Source organism: Streptomyces sp. 5-10 (assembly GCF_014712245.1).
Classification (GTDB): Bacteria; Actinomycetota; Actinomycetes; order Streptomycetales; family Streptomycetaceae; genus Streptomyces; species Streptomyces violaceusniger.
On the sequence record NZ_JACVYG010000015.1, the window covers coordinates 159,482 to 176,540 of the forward strand.

Consider the following 17,059-nt stretch of genomic DNA (forward strand, 5'->3'; position numbering starts at 1 on the left):
ATCAGCTCCTTACGGCGGTCACGGGAATCTTCTCGATCCTTATGGCCGACGCCTTGAACTCCGCCGTCCCCGCGATCGGGCAGTTCGCCTCGATCGTCAGGGAGTTGGTGTCCACCTCGTCGGGGAAGTGCATGGTCATGAAGGCGAGCCCCGGCCGCAGCCCGGGATCGATCCACACCGGCGCCACCACCGAACCGCGCCGCGAGGTGACCCGCACCCGCTCCTCGGCCTCCACCCGGTAGCGGGCCGCGTCCTCCGGGCACAGCTCGATGTACTCGCCACGCCGCAGCGGAGAGGCGAAACCCCCGCTCTGCACCCCGGTGTTGTACGAGTCCAGGCGCCGCCCCGTGGTGAGCCGGATCGGAAAGGCGTCATCGGTCAGATCGACCGGCGGATCGTGCTTCACCGGGCCGAAGGGGGCGAGCGGGCCGCGCAGCGCCGGATCGCTCTCCCACAGGCGGCTGTGCAGATAGCTGGGCTCGAGGCGGTCGGTGCTGGGGCAGGGCCACTGGATGCCCTGGTGCTCCTCCAGCCGCTCGTAGGTCATGCCGAAGTGGTCCGGGGAGACGGCGCGCAGCTCGTTCCAGACCTCCTCCGCGCCCTCGAACTTCCAGTCGTGGCCGAGCCGCCGCGCCAGCTCGCAGATGATGTCGATGTCCTCGCGCGCCTCGCCCGGCGGCTCAACGGCCTTGCGCACCCGCTGGACGCGCCGCTCGCTGTTGGTGGTGGTGCCCTCCGTCTCGCACCAGCCGGCGGTCGCCGGGAGCACCACATCGGCCAGCTCGGCGGTCCTGGTGAGGAAGATGTCCTGGACCACCAGGTGCTCCAGCGACTCGAGCCGCCGGACGGCCTGCTCGGTGTCGGCCTCGGACTGGGCCGGGTTCTCGCCTATGCAGTAGACGGCGCGCAGTTCGCCCGCCTCCATGGCCTCGAACATCTCGGTGAGGTTCAGCCCGTAGCGCGGCTGGATGACCACGTCCCAGGCGCGCTCGAACTTGGACCGGACGGGCGGGTCCAGGATGTCCTGGAAGCCGGGCAGCCGGTTGGGGATGGCGCCCATGTCGCCGCCGCCCTGCACGTTGTTCTGGCCGCGCAGCGGCTGGAGCCCGCAGCCGTACCGGCCGACATGGCCGGTCAGCAGGGAGAGGTTGATCAGCGCCCGGACGTTGTCGGTGCCGTTGTGGTGCTCGGTGATGCCGAGCGTCCAGCACAGCTGGGCGCGCTCGGCGGTGGCGTAGGCGTGCGCGAGGTCGCGGATGGCGTCCGCCGGGACGCCGGTGACCTTCTCCGCGACGCTCAGCGTCCAGGGCTCCACATGGGCCGCGTACTCCTCGAAACCGGTGGTCGCGCGCTCGATGAAGGCCCGGTTGGCGAGCCCCGCGTGGATGATCTCGCGGCCCACGGCGTGGGCGAGCGGGATGTCGGTGCCGACGTTCAGCCCCAGCCAGCTCTCCGCCCATTCGGCGGTCGAGGTGCGGCGCGGATCGACGGCGTACATCCGGGCGCCGTTGCGGATGCCCTTGAGGACGTGGTGGAAGAAGATCGGGTGCGCGAAGCGGGCGTTGGAGCCCCACATCACGATGAGGTCGGTGTCCTCGACCTCCGCGTACGAGGAGGTGCCGCCGCCGGAGCCGAAGACGGCGGACAGCCCCGCGACGCTGGGCGCGTGGCAGGTGCGGTTGCAGGAGTCGACGTTGTTGGTGCCGATCACCACCCGGGTGAACTTCTGGGCCACGTAGTTCATCTCGTTGGTCGCGCGGGCGCAGGAGAACATGCCGAACGCGTCGGGCCCGTGGGCCGCCGTCACGGCCCGGAACCCGGCGGCGGCCCGGCTGAGCGCCTCGTCCCAGGAGGCGCGCCGGAGTTCTCCGCTCACTGAGTCCCGCACCAGGGGGTGGGTCAGCCGCGGGTACTGCTTCTGCTGTCGGTTGCGCTGGCGGTTACGGGCCACGACGGGCTCCTTACGGCGGTCACGCCGCGCCGTGCGACGTGAGGGGACCGAGCGTCCGGGTATCGTCGACTGAATATTGAATACAGTATGCCCGAGAAGGGGGTCAAGGAGTCGGACGACACCTCAACCCCCTTGGGCTTCCCGGCGATGGACCTCGGACGGTGGAGCGGGCTCAGCCGGTGAAGAGCTGGGTGGCCTTCCGGACGAGCTCGTAGACCCCGTACCCGAAGGGCAGCGCCACCCAGGCCCAGACGGCCACGGTCAGCGCGGTGCGGTTCCTGGTGGGCTCGGTCATCGGTCCCCTCCCTTCTCGGCGGGAGCCGCCTCGGACGTCTCGGCGGGAGCCGGCTCGGACGTCTCGGCTGGAGTCGCCTCGGACGTCTCGGCGGGAGCCGCCTCGGACTCCGAGGCGGGAGCCGGCTCGGACTCGGCCGCCCCGGGGGCCGGTTCGTGGAAGCGCGGATGGACCGGCCGTATCAGCTCGTTGGCGACGAATCCGACGACCAGCAGCGCGATCATGATGGTGAGCGAGAGCGAGTACAGCCCGGGGCCGGTCTTGCCCGCCTCCTCCTGGTGGTCGGCCACCTTGTTGACGATGTACGGGCCCAGGACCCCGGCCACCGACCACGCGGTGAGCAGCCGGCCGTGGATCGCGCCCACCTGATAGGTGCCGAACAGGTCCTTCAAATATGCCGGAACGGTCGAGAAGCCGCCGCCGTAGAAGGAGAGGATCACCAGCGCGCACACCACGAACAGGGGCTTGGAGGAGTCCCCGAGCTGCGAGATGGCCAGGTACATCAGCGCGCCCACGCCCAGGTAGACCCGGTACATGTTCTTGCGCCCGATGAGGTCGGAGGTGGACGACCACAGCAGCCGTCCGGCCATGTTGGCCGCCGACAGCAGGGCGACGAAACCGGCCGCGGCGGTGGCGGATACGGGGGTGTCGGTGTCCTTGAAATAGTCGCCGATCATGGGCGCGGCCTTCTCCAGGATGCCGATGCCCGCCGTCACATTCATGCACAGCACCACCCACAGGAACCAGAACTGCGGGGTGCGGATGGCGTTGCGCGCCGAGACGTCGGCCGTGCTGATCATGTGCTGCAGCTCCCGCGGCGGCTCCCAGCCGGCCGGCCGCCAGCCCTCGGGCGGTACGCGCACCAGCAGCACGCCGAGGGCCATGAACGCGGCGTAGGTCACGCCGTGGACCAGGAAGGTGGCGGCGATGCCGCCGTTGTCGGTGCCGAAGTGCTCCAGTAGCTTGCTGGACCAGGGCGAGGCGATCAGCGCCCCGCCGCCGAAGCCCATGATGGCGATGCCGGTGGCCATGCCGGGCCGGTCGGGGAACCACTTCATCAGCGTGGAGACGGGGGAGATGTAGCCGATGCCGAGACCGATCCCGCCGATGAAGCCGTAGCCGAGGACCACCAGCCAGTACTGGCTGGTGGCGGCGCCGAGCGCGGCGACGAGGAAGCCGGAGGAGAAGCAGACGAGGGAGACGAACATCGCCCAGCGCGGGCCGTTGCGCTCCACGAGCGTGCCGCCGAAGGCGGCGGACAGGCCGAGCATCACGATGCCCAGTTGGAAGGGGAGCGCGCTGGCCGTGCCCGAGAGGTCCAGCGAGGACTCCAGGGGCGGCTTGAACACGCTCCACGCGTAAGCCTGCCCGATGGAGAGGTGGACGGACAGGGCGGCGGGCGGCACCAGCCAGCGGCTCCAGCCCGGCGGAGCCAGGGTGCGTGAGCGATGGAGCGGGCCGAGACGATCATTGGTGAGCATGTGCCCGGACTTTAAGGATTCAACGAGTCGGTGACTAGACGTCAAGGCACCTGGGATGTGTCGGCGGCGTGGACAGGTTGGGTAAACTGTAGACAATAACCAATTCACGCGTCCGGTGAATCCGGACATCCGGTGAATGGCGAGCCAGAGGGGGCGCGATGCTGTCCAGGGGACTACCGCAGGGCGCGGTGCCGAAGCTGGAGCGGCCCGGGCCACTCCGCGAGCGCGTCTACGAGGCGCTGCTCGAACTCATCACCACCCGCGCCCTCCGTCCCGGCCAGCACCTCGTGGAGAGCGAGCTCGCGGGCCATCTCGGCGTGTCCCGCCAGCCCGTGCGCGAGGCCCTCCAGCGGCTCAACACCGAGGGCTGGGTCGATCTGCGGCCAGCCCAGGGCGCGTTCGTCCACGAGCCCACCGAGGACGAGGCCGACCAGCTCCTCACGGTGCGCACGCTCCTCGAGGCCGAGGCCGCCCGGCTGGCCGCCGCCGGGGCCGACGAGGCCGGTGTCGCCGCCCTGGAGGACCTGTGCGCGAAGGGCGAGCGCGCGGTCCTGGACGACGACGTGGACGGCGCGGTCGCGGCCAACGCCGAATTCCACGCCAAGGTGATGGAGCTCGCCGGAAACGCGGTCCTGTCCGAGCTGGCCGCCCAGGTGGACCGCAGGGTCCGCTGGTACTACACCCCGGTCGCCCGCCAGCGCGGCAAGCAGTCCTGGATCGAGCACCGCGAGCTGATCGCGGCCATCACCGCGGGCGACGAACACGGCGCCACCGCCGTCATGCGCGCCCACACCGAACACACCCGCCGCACCTACCACGACCGCGAGCGCTCCTGACCCGATCCGCCGGTCCGCCCGCCGGTCCGCCCGACGGCGCGATCTTCAAGCGACTTCCATGCGCTCGACCGCTTCCTTGGCCTCCTTCAAGTCGGCGTCGGTGAGCTGCCGGTAGACCTTGATGGCCTCGATCTTCTTGCCCTCCCGCACCAGGGCCGCCACCCGCTCCAAGCCGGGCTCCGCCACCTGGATGTCCAGGTGGCCGAGGATCAGATCCAGCTTGCGCTCGACGCGGTCCGCTCTGCGCTGGATCTTCTGAATCCTCGACCCCAGCAGCGAATACTGCAGTACGAGGGCCACGATCACGATGTACGCCGCTATCTCCATGATCGGCGATCGTAGTGGCCGCGCCGCCGCTCCTGTTACGGGCTGGGCGACCGACTGTTACAGAGCGGTGGCGGGACTGTCGGTGCCCGGGGCCATACTGAGAAGGGTCGGGCCTGGCGACGCGGGGCCCGCTCGACGGAACCATGGCGACTACCCAACGGGGGTGGGTTCGTGAAGTTCGACATGGGCAGTTCCACGCTGTCAACGCTGACCTCCCAGACATCCGGATCGAGTGATGACCTGGGGGCGCTCATTCGCCAACTGATCGCCGCGGCCCAGCCGCTGGAAGGCCGTTTCAACGGCGCGGGCAAGGCGGCGTTCGACCAGTTCAAGCAGAACGCGGACGAGATCACCGCGGCGCTCAACGGCTCGCTGCGGGACATCCTGGGCGGCCAGTCCGGGATGGACAAGGCATTCGGCAGCGGTGACGTGGAGTCGGCGGACAACGCGCGGCAGACCATGGCCGCGGCCAATTTCGACGCGGCCCGTTTCAACGGCCGGTGAACACGGCGGGGGTGACGAGCAATGGGGAATCAGGATCGGCGCAGCTACGACACGGGGGCCTCGGGTGAGGTGCAGGGGAGCCTCGGCATGGTGATCGGGCAGCTGGAGCGGGTGCTCACCGACCGGGACCGGGCGGTGAAGGCGGCCATGGCGGACTTCACCGCCGACGGCGTGGCGGACGAGTACCACGGCAAGGAAGCGCGGTGGAACAAGGCCGCCGCCGAGGTCCGGCAGATCATCCACCTGGTGAAGGCCACTCTGGAGAAGAACGACGGGACCGCCCAGCAGACCCTGGCCAGGGCCAAGGCGGCGGTGGACGCCATCGGCTGAACTCGCGTGACACCGCGCGCCGTTGAGGCTGAAAGGGGGACGTGGTGGGAAAGCCAGACGACGGTTGGGACATCGACACCAGTGGGGTGCGTGGTGTCCTTCTCAAGACCGCACATGTCGCCGACGACATCGAGGGCCAGGCGAAGTCGTACGGCAAGCATCTGCTGAGCGCCGCGAAGTCGGCGGGCACGCTGAGCATGGGGTGCGGGCCCAAGCCCGAGGGCGGGCCCGTCGCGGCGGCCCTGGTCGAGTTCGAGCAGAAGACAGAGAACGACATCAAGTACATCGCCGCGCGCTCCGGCAAGTCGATCAAGGGCGCGGCGACCGCCACGAAGGAGTACGTCGGGGGCGACCTCGCCATGGCGGCGCACGCCCAGCGCGAGGCGTTGAAGGCGCCCGATCTGAACCCTCCGGGTCAACACCATCGGAACGGTCCGAAATGATCAGTCTTGATGGCATTCCCGAGTTCACGGGAAGACTGGAGCAGCTGGAGAAGGACGCGCCCGCGCTGAAGGCGGACGCCGGACACATCCGCAAGACCGGCCAGGGGGTCCACGACCAGTTCCAGGGCCTGTCGGCGTACTACACGGCGCCCGAGGCCGAGCAACTGTTCGCGACCACCAGGCCGGTCAAGGAGACGGCCGACGAGTTCGCCACCAAGCTGGAGGCCGTCAGCAGCGCCCTGAGCGCCTACGCCACCGAGGTGCGGCCCATCGTCGAGCGGCTGAAGCGGCTCAGGGCGGACGCCGCCGAGTTCATCAGGGAGAACGGGGGCGACGACGACTGGAAGGACGACGGGGACAAGGTCCAGCACAACAATGACCTGATCGCCGACGTGGGCGCGGCCACGGCCGCGTTCGAGGCCGCCGAGCGGAGCTGCGCCAACAAGATCAGTGCGCTGGTCGGCGGCACCCACTGGGTGGTCGACGACGGTTCCCACAAGCCGGGGATGTACGGCTACACGGCGGACGTCTTCCAGCACGCGGAGAAGACGCCCTGGGGCACCCAGGAGTCGGAGACACACCACTGGTACGAGTTCGACCACTGGATCAAGAGCTTCGTCTGGGACGGCTTCATCGTCGACGGCGTCTGGGGCACCATCCGGGGGCTGGGCACCATGGTCGGCGTCGACGGCTGGGACGCCTTCAAGAACTCCTGGGCGAACCTCGGCAAGCTGGCCGTGGGCCTGTCGCTGAACACGCTGGTGCCGGGGTGGTTCGCGACGCCCGACTCCATGCTGCCGGGGTTCCTCAAGAGCACCAAACACACCATGATCAACGCCGGTAAGGCGATGGTGGCATGGGACGAGTGGGGCAAGAACCCGGCCCGCGCGGCGGGCGGGGTCACCTTCAACGTGCTCACGGCGATCGCCACGGACGGCGCGGGGTCCGCCGCCAAGTCGGGCGCCGTCGCGCGGACGCTCAGCGCGGCGGGGAAGGTCGGCAAGGTCGTGGACCCGATGACCTATGTCGTCAAGGGCGCGGGCATCGGGCTGTCCAAGCTCAAGGTCGGCGACCTGGTGAGCCACCTGAAGAACCTGCGCGCCGGGAGCGGTGTGCGGCTGCCGGACGGCTCGCTCAAACTGCCCGACGGCACGGTCTTCCGCCCGGATGACACTGTCCGACTTCCCGACGGCAGCGTCCTGCACAAGAACGGCGCCCTCGAACTCCCCGACGGCACCGTGCACCACCCGGTGCACGAGCTGTCCGCCGCCGACCGGCAGGCGCTGGACGGGGCCCAGCGCCCCCGGCAGCGGGAGCTCGCCCATGTGGGCGCCCCCGGCCACGAGGTGGGCCGCGCCCCCGACGACCTGGGCCCCCGCGCGAGCGACGACGGCCCGAACGATCCACCGAACGACCCGCCGAACGACCCGCCCGAGAAGCACACCCCCACCACGAGCGGCGGCTCCCACCCCACCACCCACGACACCGGAACCCCCACCCACGACCCCGCCGCCCCGGGTGGCGGTGACGGCCCGGGCGGCGGTGGTGGTGGTCCTGGCGGCCCCCACGACCCGGGCGGTCCGGGTGGTCCTGGTGGCCCCCACGACCCGGGTGGCCCAGGTGGCCACGACGGGCTTCCCCCCGAGGAGCCCCGGCCGTTCGACCGCGGGGGCGAGACCGAGCGGCTGATCCGCGAACAACTGCGCGGTTCGAAGGTCAAGCGGGACGACCTGAACAAATTGCTGGACAACCTCACCCGTCATCCGCAGGGCCAGGAGATCGCCGACACCATCGCCTCGGGCCGGTTCAACCACGCCTACGGCTACCACGGAATGGTCTCCAGCTTGGCCAAGCCGGACATCAAGGGTGTGGCGGATCAGCTCCGCCTCGCCAACCGGTTGCACGCCAGTGGGATCGACGACATCAAATTCGAGGTCAAGGAGGCCGGCTTCGAGATCAAGCCCGGCGTCCGGTTGGAGGATGGGGCGGACCTGGACGTGCTGGCCTACGATCACAGGGGCACGGCCTACGGGTACCAGTTCAAGACCCTCACGAACCCCAAGAAGCTGATGAAATCGATCTTCGCGAACATACACCAGTTGACCCTTTCGCATGCCGATGTGCAGACATTCGTGCTCGACACGAAGGGCACTCTGGCGGATCTGCAAGCCAAGGACATGGCCCGGCGGCTGAACGAGGTGTATGGCGAAACCAACGTGCAGTTCATCATTCGAGTCGAGGACGGCACCCTGATGATTCCCCCCGGTGGAAAGTTCGTTCCTGATCCTGGAGGAGCGCCGTGATCGCGTCAACGCCCGTCGCCCGCTGGACGTGGGGGAATGAGGACGACGCCGGGGACGCTGTCGAGCGGACCGTCACCGGTGTGCTGGACGCGTTCTCGGTGCTGGCGAGCCACCGGCTCGCCGTCGGCAACCCAAGGGTCCGCGTCTCTGTCTCGGAGTCGGGCCATCCGGAGAACTCCCTCTTCAGCGGCGAATTCGAGGTGACCGAGTCGGACGGAAGCGACCTGGTCCGCCTGGTGCGGCGCGGGCTGCGCTCCGGCAAGCCCGGCGCAGTGGAGGCGAACATCAGGTGCCCGGGCGTATGGCTGGGGGCGGACGGCACCGAGCACCGCGAGGAGCGGCTGCTCACATTCGGTGCGTCAATGCTCCTCGGTTATTACACGGCACGCCTGACGACGTACTCCGATGCGTGGATGCCGTACGATCTGCGCGGTCGGCCGCAGGAAGCCGTGCACGCCGCGAACTATCCGCGCCTCGCCGCGGCTCTGCGGGAAATCTCCGAGCTCATCGGCGATGACACCGATCCCGACGATCCCACCTGGTTCGGAAAACCGACCGAGACCGGCGTCGACAATTATTTCGACGACGACGGCTCGGCATCCGATGTGTGGGGCAGTTTTGAAATCCCCTACCGGAACCGCATTTTCCACCACAACACGGGGTTCGGTGGGGACGATTATGCCAGGACCGCCAAGGGGGAGGTCGAATATGCCCCGGTCACCAGTGAGCGCGGGGGCATCCTCGGCTATCTATGGGCCTCGGACGCCGAAGGGGCCGCCAGTTATGAGCCCCGCGACGCCGCCGAGGACGCCGGTTATCACGCGGGCCTGCGGTGGCTGGAGCGGCTGCGGCGGGCCAAGGAAAGCGGGCTCGCGCCCTCGCAGGCCCTCGCCGAGTTCGCCCGCGAGCCGGCCGACACCCAGGCCGGCCGTGTGGACCTGGCTTCCCGCGCCACCGCCCCGGACCTTGCCACCCTGCGCGAACTGGCCGGGCGTGAGAACTGATGGCACGGGACTACGACAGTCAGCTGCTGGAGTCGGTGGCGGTTCGCCGGCGGCGGATTCGGGACGCCTTGTTGTTCGGCGCGCAGCGGGGGCGGCGGTCGGTGGATGAGAATCTGGGGAAGGTGTTCGCGGGCATCGTGATCGCGGCGGTGCTGTGTGCCGGGTGCGTGGGGTGGTCGTTCATCTCCGACACCATCGGCAAGCAGGGCGGGTCCGGGCCGGGCGTGCTGACGCCTTCGTCCACCGCCGCGACGGACACGGCCCGGTAGGGCCCAACGGGGGGGGAATCGTGGGGGTGGCGAAGCAGGCGCGGCGCGCCGAGTTGAGCCGGGTCACGCTGGTCGGGGAGCGGCGGCGGGTGGACATCGTGCTGCCCGCCGACGAGCCGGTCGGCCGGCTGCTGCCGGATGTGCTGCGGCTGGTCGACGACCAGGTGGGGGACCGGCCGACGCTGCGGCATCTGGTCACCGCCGAGGGGGTCGTCCTGCCGCAGGACGCCACGCTCACGTCCGCGGCGGTGCCGGACGGTGCGGTGCTGCGGCTGGTACGGGAGCGGGACGTTCCCGCGGCGCCGGTGGTGCACGACGTCACCGACGAGGTGGCCGAGGACCTGGACCTCCGGGCATGGCGGTGGTCGGCCGCGGCGCGGCAGTGGACCGCGAGCGCGGCCACCCTCGCGCTGGCGCTGGCCGTCGGGCTGCTGGCGCGGCGCGGCCTCCCCGACTCCGGCGTGGCCACCGCCCTTGCCGTGGCGGCCGCGGCCACGGCGCTGACCGGGGCCGCGGCCGCCCGGCTGCGCAACCGGGACCTCGGCGCCACCCTCATGCTCACCGGCGGCGCCCTCGGCGTGCTCGCCGCCTGGACGGCCGCGGACGCCCACGGCTGGGGCGGCGCGGCGCGGCTCGCCGGGGTGGCGGGGGCCGTCGTGGTGACGCTGCTGCTGCTCGGGGCCTCGGCCACGGTCGGACGGGGCGCGTACATCGGCGCCGGGGCCGTCGTCGTCACCGGCGGGCTGTGGGAGGTCGTCACCGCGCTGCAGGACGGCGCCCACACCGACGCCCAGCAGGCCCGGTCGGGTGCGGTGCTCGCCGTGGTGTCCGTGGTGGCGCTCGGCCTTCTGCCGCGCCTGGCACTGACCGCAGCCGGGCTCACCGGTCTTGACGACCGGCGCTCGGGCGGGGCGTCGGTCAGCCGGCACGAGGTGGCGACCGCGCTCGCCGCCACCCACCGGGGGCTGGTGTTCGCCACGCTCGTCACCGCGGTGTCCGCCACCGCCGCTGGGCTGCTCGCCGTCGGTGACGCCTCCGCGTGGACGGTGCCGCTCACCGCGGTGCTCGCGGTCGTCCTGCTGTCCCGGTCGCGGGCGTACCCGCTGGTGGCCGAGGTGGTGGCGCTGCTCGCCGCGGCCCTGGTGCTGCTGGTACGTCTGGCGGTGCTCTGGCTCGACACCACCGACGGCCGACCGTACGGGCCGCTGGCCGCGCTCGCCGTCGCCGCGCTGCTGCCGCTCGGCGTGCTGACCGTACGGCCGCCCGAGCATGTCCGCGTCCGGCTCAGGCGGATCGTGGACCTGGTCGAGACGGTTGGCGTCATCGTGCTGTTTCCGCTGGTGGTCGGGGTGTTCGGGGTGTACGGGCGATTGCTGGACGCGTTCTAGCGCCGGTTCCCGGCCGTTGCCGTTGGTGTTGCCGTAGCCGTAGTCGACCGTTGTCCGTATCCGAGCCGAGGGGAGGCGTCATGGGCGCAGGGGATTGGCAGAGCGATGTGCTCCACCAGTTGCGGAACACGCCTGTCTCCAAGAGCCCCGGGCCCTCCGGGACCGCCGGGGCCGCGGATGTCGGGAAGAGCGGTTATGAGGCACCCGAGGCGGTCGGGGGTCCGCATGGCTCCAAGGAGTCGGAGGGCTACAAGGCCCTGGGCGCTCTGATGGCTTCGGGCGCTTCCGCGGTTGGGGCCGGGGCTGGGGCCGGGGAGGCGCCCGGCGGTTCGGGAGCCACCGAGGCTCACCCCGCCCCCGCCCCACGGCGGGTGAACGGGGCGACGGGCCCGGATGATCCCGCGCCCGCCGCGCCCCCCACCCCCGCCGACCGCCGTCCCGACGCCCCCGCCCCCGCCCCCGCCGACCGCCGTCCCGACGCCCCCGCCCCCGCCCCCGCCGACCGCCGTCCCGACGCCCCCGCCGACCGGCGTCCCCAGGCGCGCCCCCAGCACCTGCCCGCCCCCACCCCCGTGCCTCCCGTCGACCCTCGGCTCGCCCTCGCCCAGGGCAGGCCGCGCAGCGGGGACCCGGTCACTCGCCGCGCCGGGCGGACCCTGCGGCGGCTGGTCGCCGCGTCTGCCTCGCGTGAGGTGGAGGAGGCCACCGAGGTCGCCCGGGCGCTGCAGCAACCGGTCACCACCGGGCGGCAGATCGCGGTGAGCAGCATCCGGGGCGGCGCGGGCAAGACCACCGTCGCGGCGCTGCTCAACCTCACCTTCGCGCACTACCGCCAGGACCCGGTCCTCGTCGTGGAGGCCGACCCGGCGCTGGGCAGCCTGCCCATCCGGCTCGGCGCCGAGTCGGTCCGCTGGACATGCGCGGACGTGGCCCGAGTCGTATCCCCCTCGATGCAGTTCGCGGAGGTCACCGGCTATCTGGTCCAGCTGCCCGAGGGCGGCTGGCTGCTGCCCGGCAGCCAGGGCCGCATCGGCACTCCGCTGGACATCCGGGCCTACCGCACCGTGACCATGGCGCTGCGCCGCTACTTCGGTGTCACCGTCGTCGACTGCGAGACGCTGCCGGGGGAGCTGGCGCGCACGGCCCTGGACACCGTGCAGGCCAGGGTGCTGGTGGCGCCCGCCACCCTGGAGGGCGTGGCGAGCACCCGCACCGTCCTGGACTGGATGGCGGCGGTGCCGCGGCCCATGCTGCCCGGCACGGTGGTCGCCCTCACCGAGTCCTCGCCCGACACCGCGCTCGACCTCGACGTGGCCCGCGCCCACCTCGCCGAGAGCGGGGTCGAGGTGATGGCCATCCCGTACGACCGCCATCTGGCCGCGGGCGGCGCCATCCGCACCGGGTTGCTCGCCCACGGCACCCGGCTGGCCGCGGGCCGCCTGGCCGCCGCACTCCTGGACCGCGCCGTGCGCGACAGAGGAGGACACGGGGGAGGACACGGAGGAGGACGGCGATGACAAGCCACCTGGTGCACCGGCCCGCCCGCACCATCCGCCCGCTGCCCGAGCCCGAGCCGCGCACCATCGAGGCCCCGCCCAACCTCCCCGAGGGCAAGGCGGCGGGGGCCGCCATGTCGCTGCTGCCGATCGCCGGGGTGATGAGTTCGGTCGTCATGATGACCGTGCTGCGCAGCGGCCAGTTCGCGGCCATCGGCGCCCTCGTCCTCGTGGTCACCGTCGTCGGCGCCCTGGTGCTGCTGTTCTCCCAGCGCGGCCGCGCGCAGCGCACCCGCCGCCGGCAGCGCGAGCGGTATCTGGAGTATCTGGAGGAGCTGCGCGAGGAGTTGGGCGCCGAGGAGCGGGCCTGGCGCGCCACCGCGCGGGTGCTCGACCCGCCGCCGCAGGCCCTGTACGACGTGGTGCGCGACCCGGCCCGGCTGTGGGAGCGGCGCCGCACCGACCCGGACTTCCTGCGGGTGCGGATCGGCACCGGAGAGATGCCGCTGCGGCCGCTGACCGTGGCCCGCCAGTCGGGCAGTGTGCTCACCCCGCCCGACCCGTTCATGCTCAACGAGGCGGGCGCCCTGGTCGGGCGCTACGCACTGGTCAGCGATCTGCCGCTGACCGTGCCGCTGGACCGCGTGGGCAACGTCAGCGTGGTGGGGGAGCGGGACGCGGTGCTGCGGGTGGTGCGGGCGCTGCTCGTCCAGACCGCCGCCGCCCACGCCCCCGACGACGTGGCCCTGGCGCTCGCCGCCCCCGGCGACCGGGTCGAGCGGGACTGGGCCTGGCTCAAGTGGCTGCCGCACCTGCTGGACGCCGAGGAGCGCGACGGGCCGGTCGCCGCCCGCCGGATCGCCCCCGACCTGCCCCAGCTCGCCCGGCTGCTCGGCCGCGACCTCCGGCAGCGCGCCGCCTACGCGGCCGAGGTGCGGCGCGGCCTGTCCGGGGCCGACGCGCTCGGGCTCACCGGCCGGCTGCTCGTCATCAGCGATGACCACGGTGAGGAGGCACGGGAGCTGCCGCGCCCCGACGAGGCCGTGGCCCACCGCGAGATGGGCGTCACCGTGCTCCACCTGGTCGCCGAGCGGGTACAGGAGCCGGGCGAGGTGGCGATCCGCATCACCGTCGGCGAGGACGAGGTGGTCGTGGAGGACCTGCGCGGCGCGCGGCCGACGGGCGCCCACGGCACCGTGGACGACGTCACCGCCGCCGGGGCCGAGGGGCTGGTCCGGATGCTGGCCCCGCTGCGGCTGTCGGCCGAATCCCTCGTGGACGCCCCGCTGTCCGGACCCGTCGACTTCCCTCGGCTGCTGGGCGTCGACGACCCCGGCGCCCTGGACCTGGCCCGTGCCTGGGCACCCCGCGGCGAGCGCTCCTTCCTGCGGGTGCCCATCGGCGTCAACGACGCCCACGAGCCGGTGCTGCTCGACCTGAAGGAATCCGCCGAACTGGGCATGGGCCCGCACGGGCTGTGCGTCGGCGCCACCGGCTCCGGCAAGAGCGAGCTGCTGCGCACCCTCGTCCTCGCCCTGGTGGCCGGCCATCCGCCACAGGACCTGGCGCTGGTGCTGGTCGACTACAAGGGCGGCGCGACCTTCGCCCCGTTCGACGGGCTGCCGCACGTGGCCGGCGTCATCACCAACCTGGAGAACCAGGCCGGGCTCGTGGAGCGGGTGCACACCAGCCTCGCGGGCGAGGTCAAGCGCCGTCAGCAGGTGCTCAAGGACGCGGGCGACGTCGCCGACATCTCGAGTTACGCGGCGGTGCGCGAGACGACGAGGCCCGACCTGGAGCCGCTGCCGCATCTCTTCGTGGTCATCGACGAGTTCGGCGAACTCATCACCGCCAAGCCCGACTTCATCGATCTGTTCCTGTCCATCGGCCGCATCGGCCGCAGCATCGGCGTCCATCTGCTGCTGTCCAGCCAGCGCATCGAGGGCGGCAAGCTCAAGGGCCTGGACACCTACCTCTCCTACCGGCTGGGCCTGCGCACCTTCTCCGCCGACGAGAGCCGCACCGTCCTGGACACCACCGACGCCTTCCACCTGCCGCCGCTGCCCGGCTTCGGCTACCTCAAGGTGGACACCACGGCGTACGAGCGGTTCAAGGCCGGGTACGTCTCCGGCCCGTACCGGGGCCCCGCGCCGCGCACCGTGGAGGACACCGGGCCCGCCATCCACCCGTACCCCGCGTACAACACGCTCGCCGGGCCGGAGGACTCCGCGCCGGCCGAGGACGACGCGCCCGGCGCGGGCAAGCGCACCCGGGACCCCGGGCCGACCGTGATGTCCGTGATGGTCGACCGGATCAGGGGCGCCGCCGACCCGGTGCGCCGCATCTGGCTGCCGCCGCTGCCCGCCGCACTCACGCTGGACGCCGCGGCGGGGCCCGTGGAGGTCGACGCGGCCCGGGGCATGCAGTTCGCCCGGCGCCCGGGGACGATGCGGGTGCCGCTGGGGCTGCTGGACGACCCGGGGCGGCAGTGGCAGGGGCAGTGGGTCCTCGACCTCACCCTCGCCGGCGGCCACGCAGCGGTGATCGGCGGCCCGCAGTCCGGCAAGACCACGCTGCTGCGCTCCCTCGCGCTCTCCCTCGCCCTCACCCACACCCCGCGCGAGGTCGGGATCTACGGTCTCGACCTGGTCGGCGGGGGTCTGCAGGCGCTCGCCGCGCTGCCGCACGTCGGCGGCGTCGCCGGGCGGGCCGACCGGGAGCGGGCCACCCGCACGGTCGAGGAGGTGCGCGGCATGCTGGACGCCCGCGAGGAGCTCTTCCGCGAGCACGGCATCGACTCGATGGAGGGGCTGCGCGCCCTCCGCGCCGCCGGATCCCTGCCCGAGTTGGCGTCCACCGACATCGTGCTGCTCATCGACGGGTTCGGGGCGCTGCGCGACGACTTCGAGGCCCTGGACGACGCCGTGGGCGACCTGCTCAAGCGCGGCGGCGGGTACGGCATCCACGTCGTGGCCGCGATGCTGCGCTGGAACGACGTGCGCATCGGCCACCAGTCCACCTTCGGCACCCATATCGAGCTGCGGCTGAACGACCCGGGCGACAGCAGCGTCGACCGCAGGCTCGCCGAAACCCTCACCCCCGACGACGCCGGGCGCGCCCTGACCGACCGCAAGCTGTTCGCGCAGACCGCCCTCCCGCGCCTGGACGGCCACGCTTCCACCGCCGATCTGGGCGCGGCCGTCGAGCAGACGGCCCGGTCCATCGGCGCGGCCTGGCCCGGGGAGACGGCGCAGCGGGTGCGGGTGCTGCCCGCGCGGCTGCCCGCCCGGTCGCTGCCGTCGGCCACGTCCCAGCCGCGCCGGGTGCCGATCGGGGTCGACCAGACCGCGCTCGCACCCGTGCTGCTCGACCTGTTCGACCGCGACCAGCACCTGCTGATCCTCGGGGACAACGAGTGCGGCAAGACCAATCTGCTGCGGCTGATCGCCGACGGCCTGGCCGCGCGGTACTCCGACGAGGAGCTGGTCTTCGGGATCATGGATCCGCGGCGCGGGCTGCGCGAGGTGGTGCCCGAGGCGTACCAGGGCGGCTACGCGTACAACGCCCGGATCTGCGAGGGGCTCGCCGCAGGCATCGCGGGCGAGCTGGCCAAGCGCATGCCGGACGAGACCGCCGGGACCCCGCCGCCCTCGGCGGGCCCGGCGTACGACGGACCCCGCATCGTGATCCTCGTCGACGACTACGACATCCTCACCACCGCGGGACAGCAGCCGCTTCAGCCCTTCCTGCCGTATGTGCCGCACGCGCCGGACATCGGGCTGCACTTCGTGGTCGCCCGGCGGGTGGCGGGCAGCTCCCGGGCCCTGTACGAGCCGTTCCTGATGACCTTGCGGGAGAGCGGCACATCGGCCCTGGTGATGGCGGGCGACCGGATGGAGGGCCAGCTGTTCCCGGGCGTCTACGCGTCCGCACAGCCGCCCGGGCGCGGGCTGCTGGTCCGGCGCGGTGAGCCCGACCGCCTGGTCCAGACGGGATGGGTGGAGCAGGAGCGGCACCCGGAGGAGGACGGCTGATGACCAAGGACGTGATCGCGCTCACCGAGCGGATGCCCGATGTCTGGAGCCTCGTCGCCGGGCTGTTCGCCGGGGGCCCCGAGCTCGACGTGCGCTCGGCCGGCGAGGGCGCGGTGATCCAGCTGTGCGACGAGGCGGGCCGCCCGCTGGTGTCCGTGGAGGCGCCGCTGCTGGTGCGGGTCGCGGGCGAGGCGGCGCGGCTGCTGGGCCCCGAGGCCCAGGACACCGGCGTGCCCGTGTGGTGGACCGAGGCCAGGGCCGCCACCGGAGTGGAGCGCGCCGAGCTGCTGGCGGCGTCCTTCGCGCGGCGTCTCGCCCGGCTGTGCGGCGGCTCGGTCTGGCCGTCGGACGCGGCGGCGGACGCCGGGGCCGCGCAGCCCGGCGCCGGGGCCGCACGG

Annotated in this window: 14 protein-coding genes and 1 pseudogene; 11 read left to right on the top strand and 4 right to left on the bottom strand. The window is 72.2% G+C overall.

Going from position 1 to position 17,059, the window contains the following annotated elements:
- Position 1 precedes the first annotated feature (1 nt).
- The 3 genes from IEJ02_RS19410 to IEJ02_RS19415 all read right to left on the bottom strand — a co-directional run bounded on the left by IEJ02_RS19410 (position 2) and on the right by IEJ02_RS19415 (position 3,727).
- Positions 2–1,951 carry a molybdopterin oxidoreductase family protein gene (locus tag IEJ02_RS19410; RefSeq protein WP_191066030.1) on the bottom strand — a complete coding sequence of 650 codons (1,950 nt, stop codon included), beginning with the start codon at positions 1,949–1,951 and terminating at the stop codon, positions 2–4.
- A 172-nt stretch (positions 1,952–2,123) separates the two neighbouring features.
- Positions 2,124–2,246, bottom strand: a complete 123-nt coding sequence (locus IEJ02_RS49905) for an MFS transporter small subunit (RefSeq protein ID WP_263407956.1) — start codon at positions 2,244–2,246, stop codon at positions 2,124–2,126.
- Positions 2,243–3,727: an L-lactate MFS transporter gene (locus tag IEJ02_RS19415; protein WP_191066031.1), complete on the bottom strand. Its 1,485-nt coding sequence runs from the start codon at positions 3,725–3,727 to the stop codon at positions 2,243–2,245. The genes IEJ02_RS49905 and IEJ02_RS19415 overlap by 4 nt, the downstream gene beginning before the upstream one ends.
- Before the next feature lie 158 nt (positions 3,728–3,885).
- Here IEJ02_RS19415 and IEJ02_RS19420 point away from each other — a divergent pair, with 158 nt between their 5' ends.
- Positions 3,886–4,563, top strand: coding sequence for a GntR family transcriptional regulator (locus IEJ02_RS19420; protein WP_191066032.1), 678 nt, complete (start codon positions 3,886–3,888; stop codon positions 4,561–4,563).
- A 45-nt stretch (positions 4,564–4,608) separates the two neighbouring features.
- Here IEJ02_RS19420 and IEJ02_RS19425 read toward each other — a convergent pair whose 3' ends face one another.
- On the bottom strand, positions 4,609–4,890 hold the full coding sequence (locus IEJ02_RS19425) for a ribosomal protein L7/L12 (RefSeq protein ID WP_191066033.1): 282 nt from the start codon (positions 4,888–4,890) through the stop codon (positions 4,609–4,611).
- 171 nt (positions 4,891–5,061) lie between these two features.
- Between IEJ02_RS19425 and IEJ02_RS19430 the strand changes: the two genes are divergently transcribed.
- The 10 genes and pseudogenes from IEJ02_RS19430 to IEJ02_RS19475 all read left to right on the top strand — a co-directional run.
- A complete protein-coding gene (locus tag IEJ02_RS19430) occupies positions 5,062–5,394 on the top strand; it encodes a hypothetical protein (RefSeq protein ID WP_037957788.1) in 333 nt (110 codons plus the stop codon).
- 21 nt (positions 5,395–5,415) lie between these two features.
- A complete protein-coding gene (locus IEJ02_RS19435; RefSeq protein ID WP_191066034.1) occupies positions 5,416–5,724 on the top strand; it encodes a pore-forming ESAT-6 family protein in 309 nt (102 codons plus the stop codon).
- A 44-nt stretch (positions 5,725–5,768) separates the two neighbouring features.
- The gene (locus IEJ02_RS19440; RefSeq protein ID WP_275560282.1) at positions 5,769–6,167 is read left to right on the top strand and encodes a DUF6507 family protein; all 399 of its coding nucleotides are present in this window, start codon (positions 5,769–5,771) and stop codon (positions 6,165–6,167) included.
- Positions 6,164–8,470, top strand: coding sequence for a hypothetical protein (locus IEJ02_RS19445; protein WP_191066035.1), 2,307 nt, complete (start codon positions 6,164–6,166; stop codon positions 8,468–8,470). The genes IEJ02_RS19440 and IEJ02_RS19445 overlap by 4 nt, the downstream gene beginning before the upstream one ends.
- Positions 8,471–8,550: 80 nt before the next feature.
- Positions 8,551–9,474 (top strand): hypothetical protein, encoded by a 924-nt coding sequence (locus tag IEJ02_RS19450; protein WP_317985845.1) that lies wholly within the window; start codon positions 8,551–8,553, stop codon positions 9,472–9,474.
- Positions 9,474–9,743 (top strand): hypothetical protein, encoded by a 270-nt coding sequence (locus IEJ02_RS19455; protein ID WP_211122978.1) that lies wholly within the window; start codon positions 9,474–9,476, stop codon positions 9,741–9,743. Before IEJ02_RS19450 ends, IEJ02_RS19455 begins: the two co-directional genes overlap by 1 nt.
- 20 nt (positions 9,744–9,763) lie before the next feature.
- Positions 9,764–11,131 carry a type VII secretion integral membrane protein EccD gene (gene eccD, locus IEJ02_RS19460; protein ID WP_370467080.1) on the top strand — a complete coding sequence of 456 codons (1,368 nt, stop codon included), beginning with the start codon at positions 9,764–9,766 and terminating at the stop codon, positions 11,129–11,131.
- Positions 11,132–11,211: 80 nt separating this feature from the next.
- Positions 11,212–12,648 carry a CpaE/TadZ family protein gene (locus IEJ02_RS19465; protein WP_223864071.1) on the top strand — a complete coding sequence of 479 codons (1,437 nt, stop codon included), beginning with the start codon at positions 11,212–11,214 and terminating at the stop codon, positions 12,646–12,648.
- Positions 12,645–16,661, top strand: a complete 4,017-nt coding sequence (eccCa, locus tag IEJ02_RS19470; protein ID WP_191066038.1) for a type VII secretion protein EccCa — start codon at positions 12,645–12,647, stop codon at positions 16,659–16,661. Before IEJ02_RS19465 ends, eccCa begins: the two co-directional genes overlap by 4 nt.
- Positions 16,661–17,059 (top strand): annotated as a pseudogene (locus IEJ02_RS19475) (DUF6177 family protein); the annotation flags it as partial. The gene eccCa and the pseudogene IEJ02_RS19475, both read left to right, overlap by 1 nt.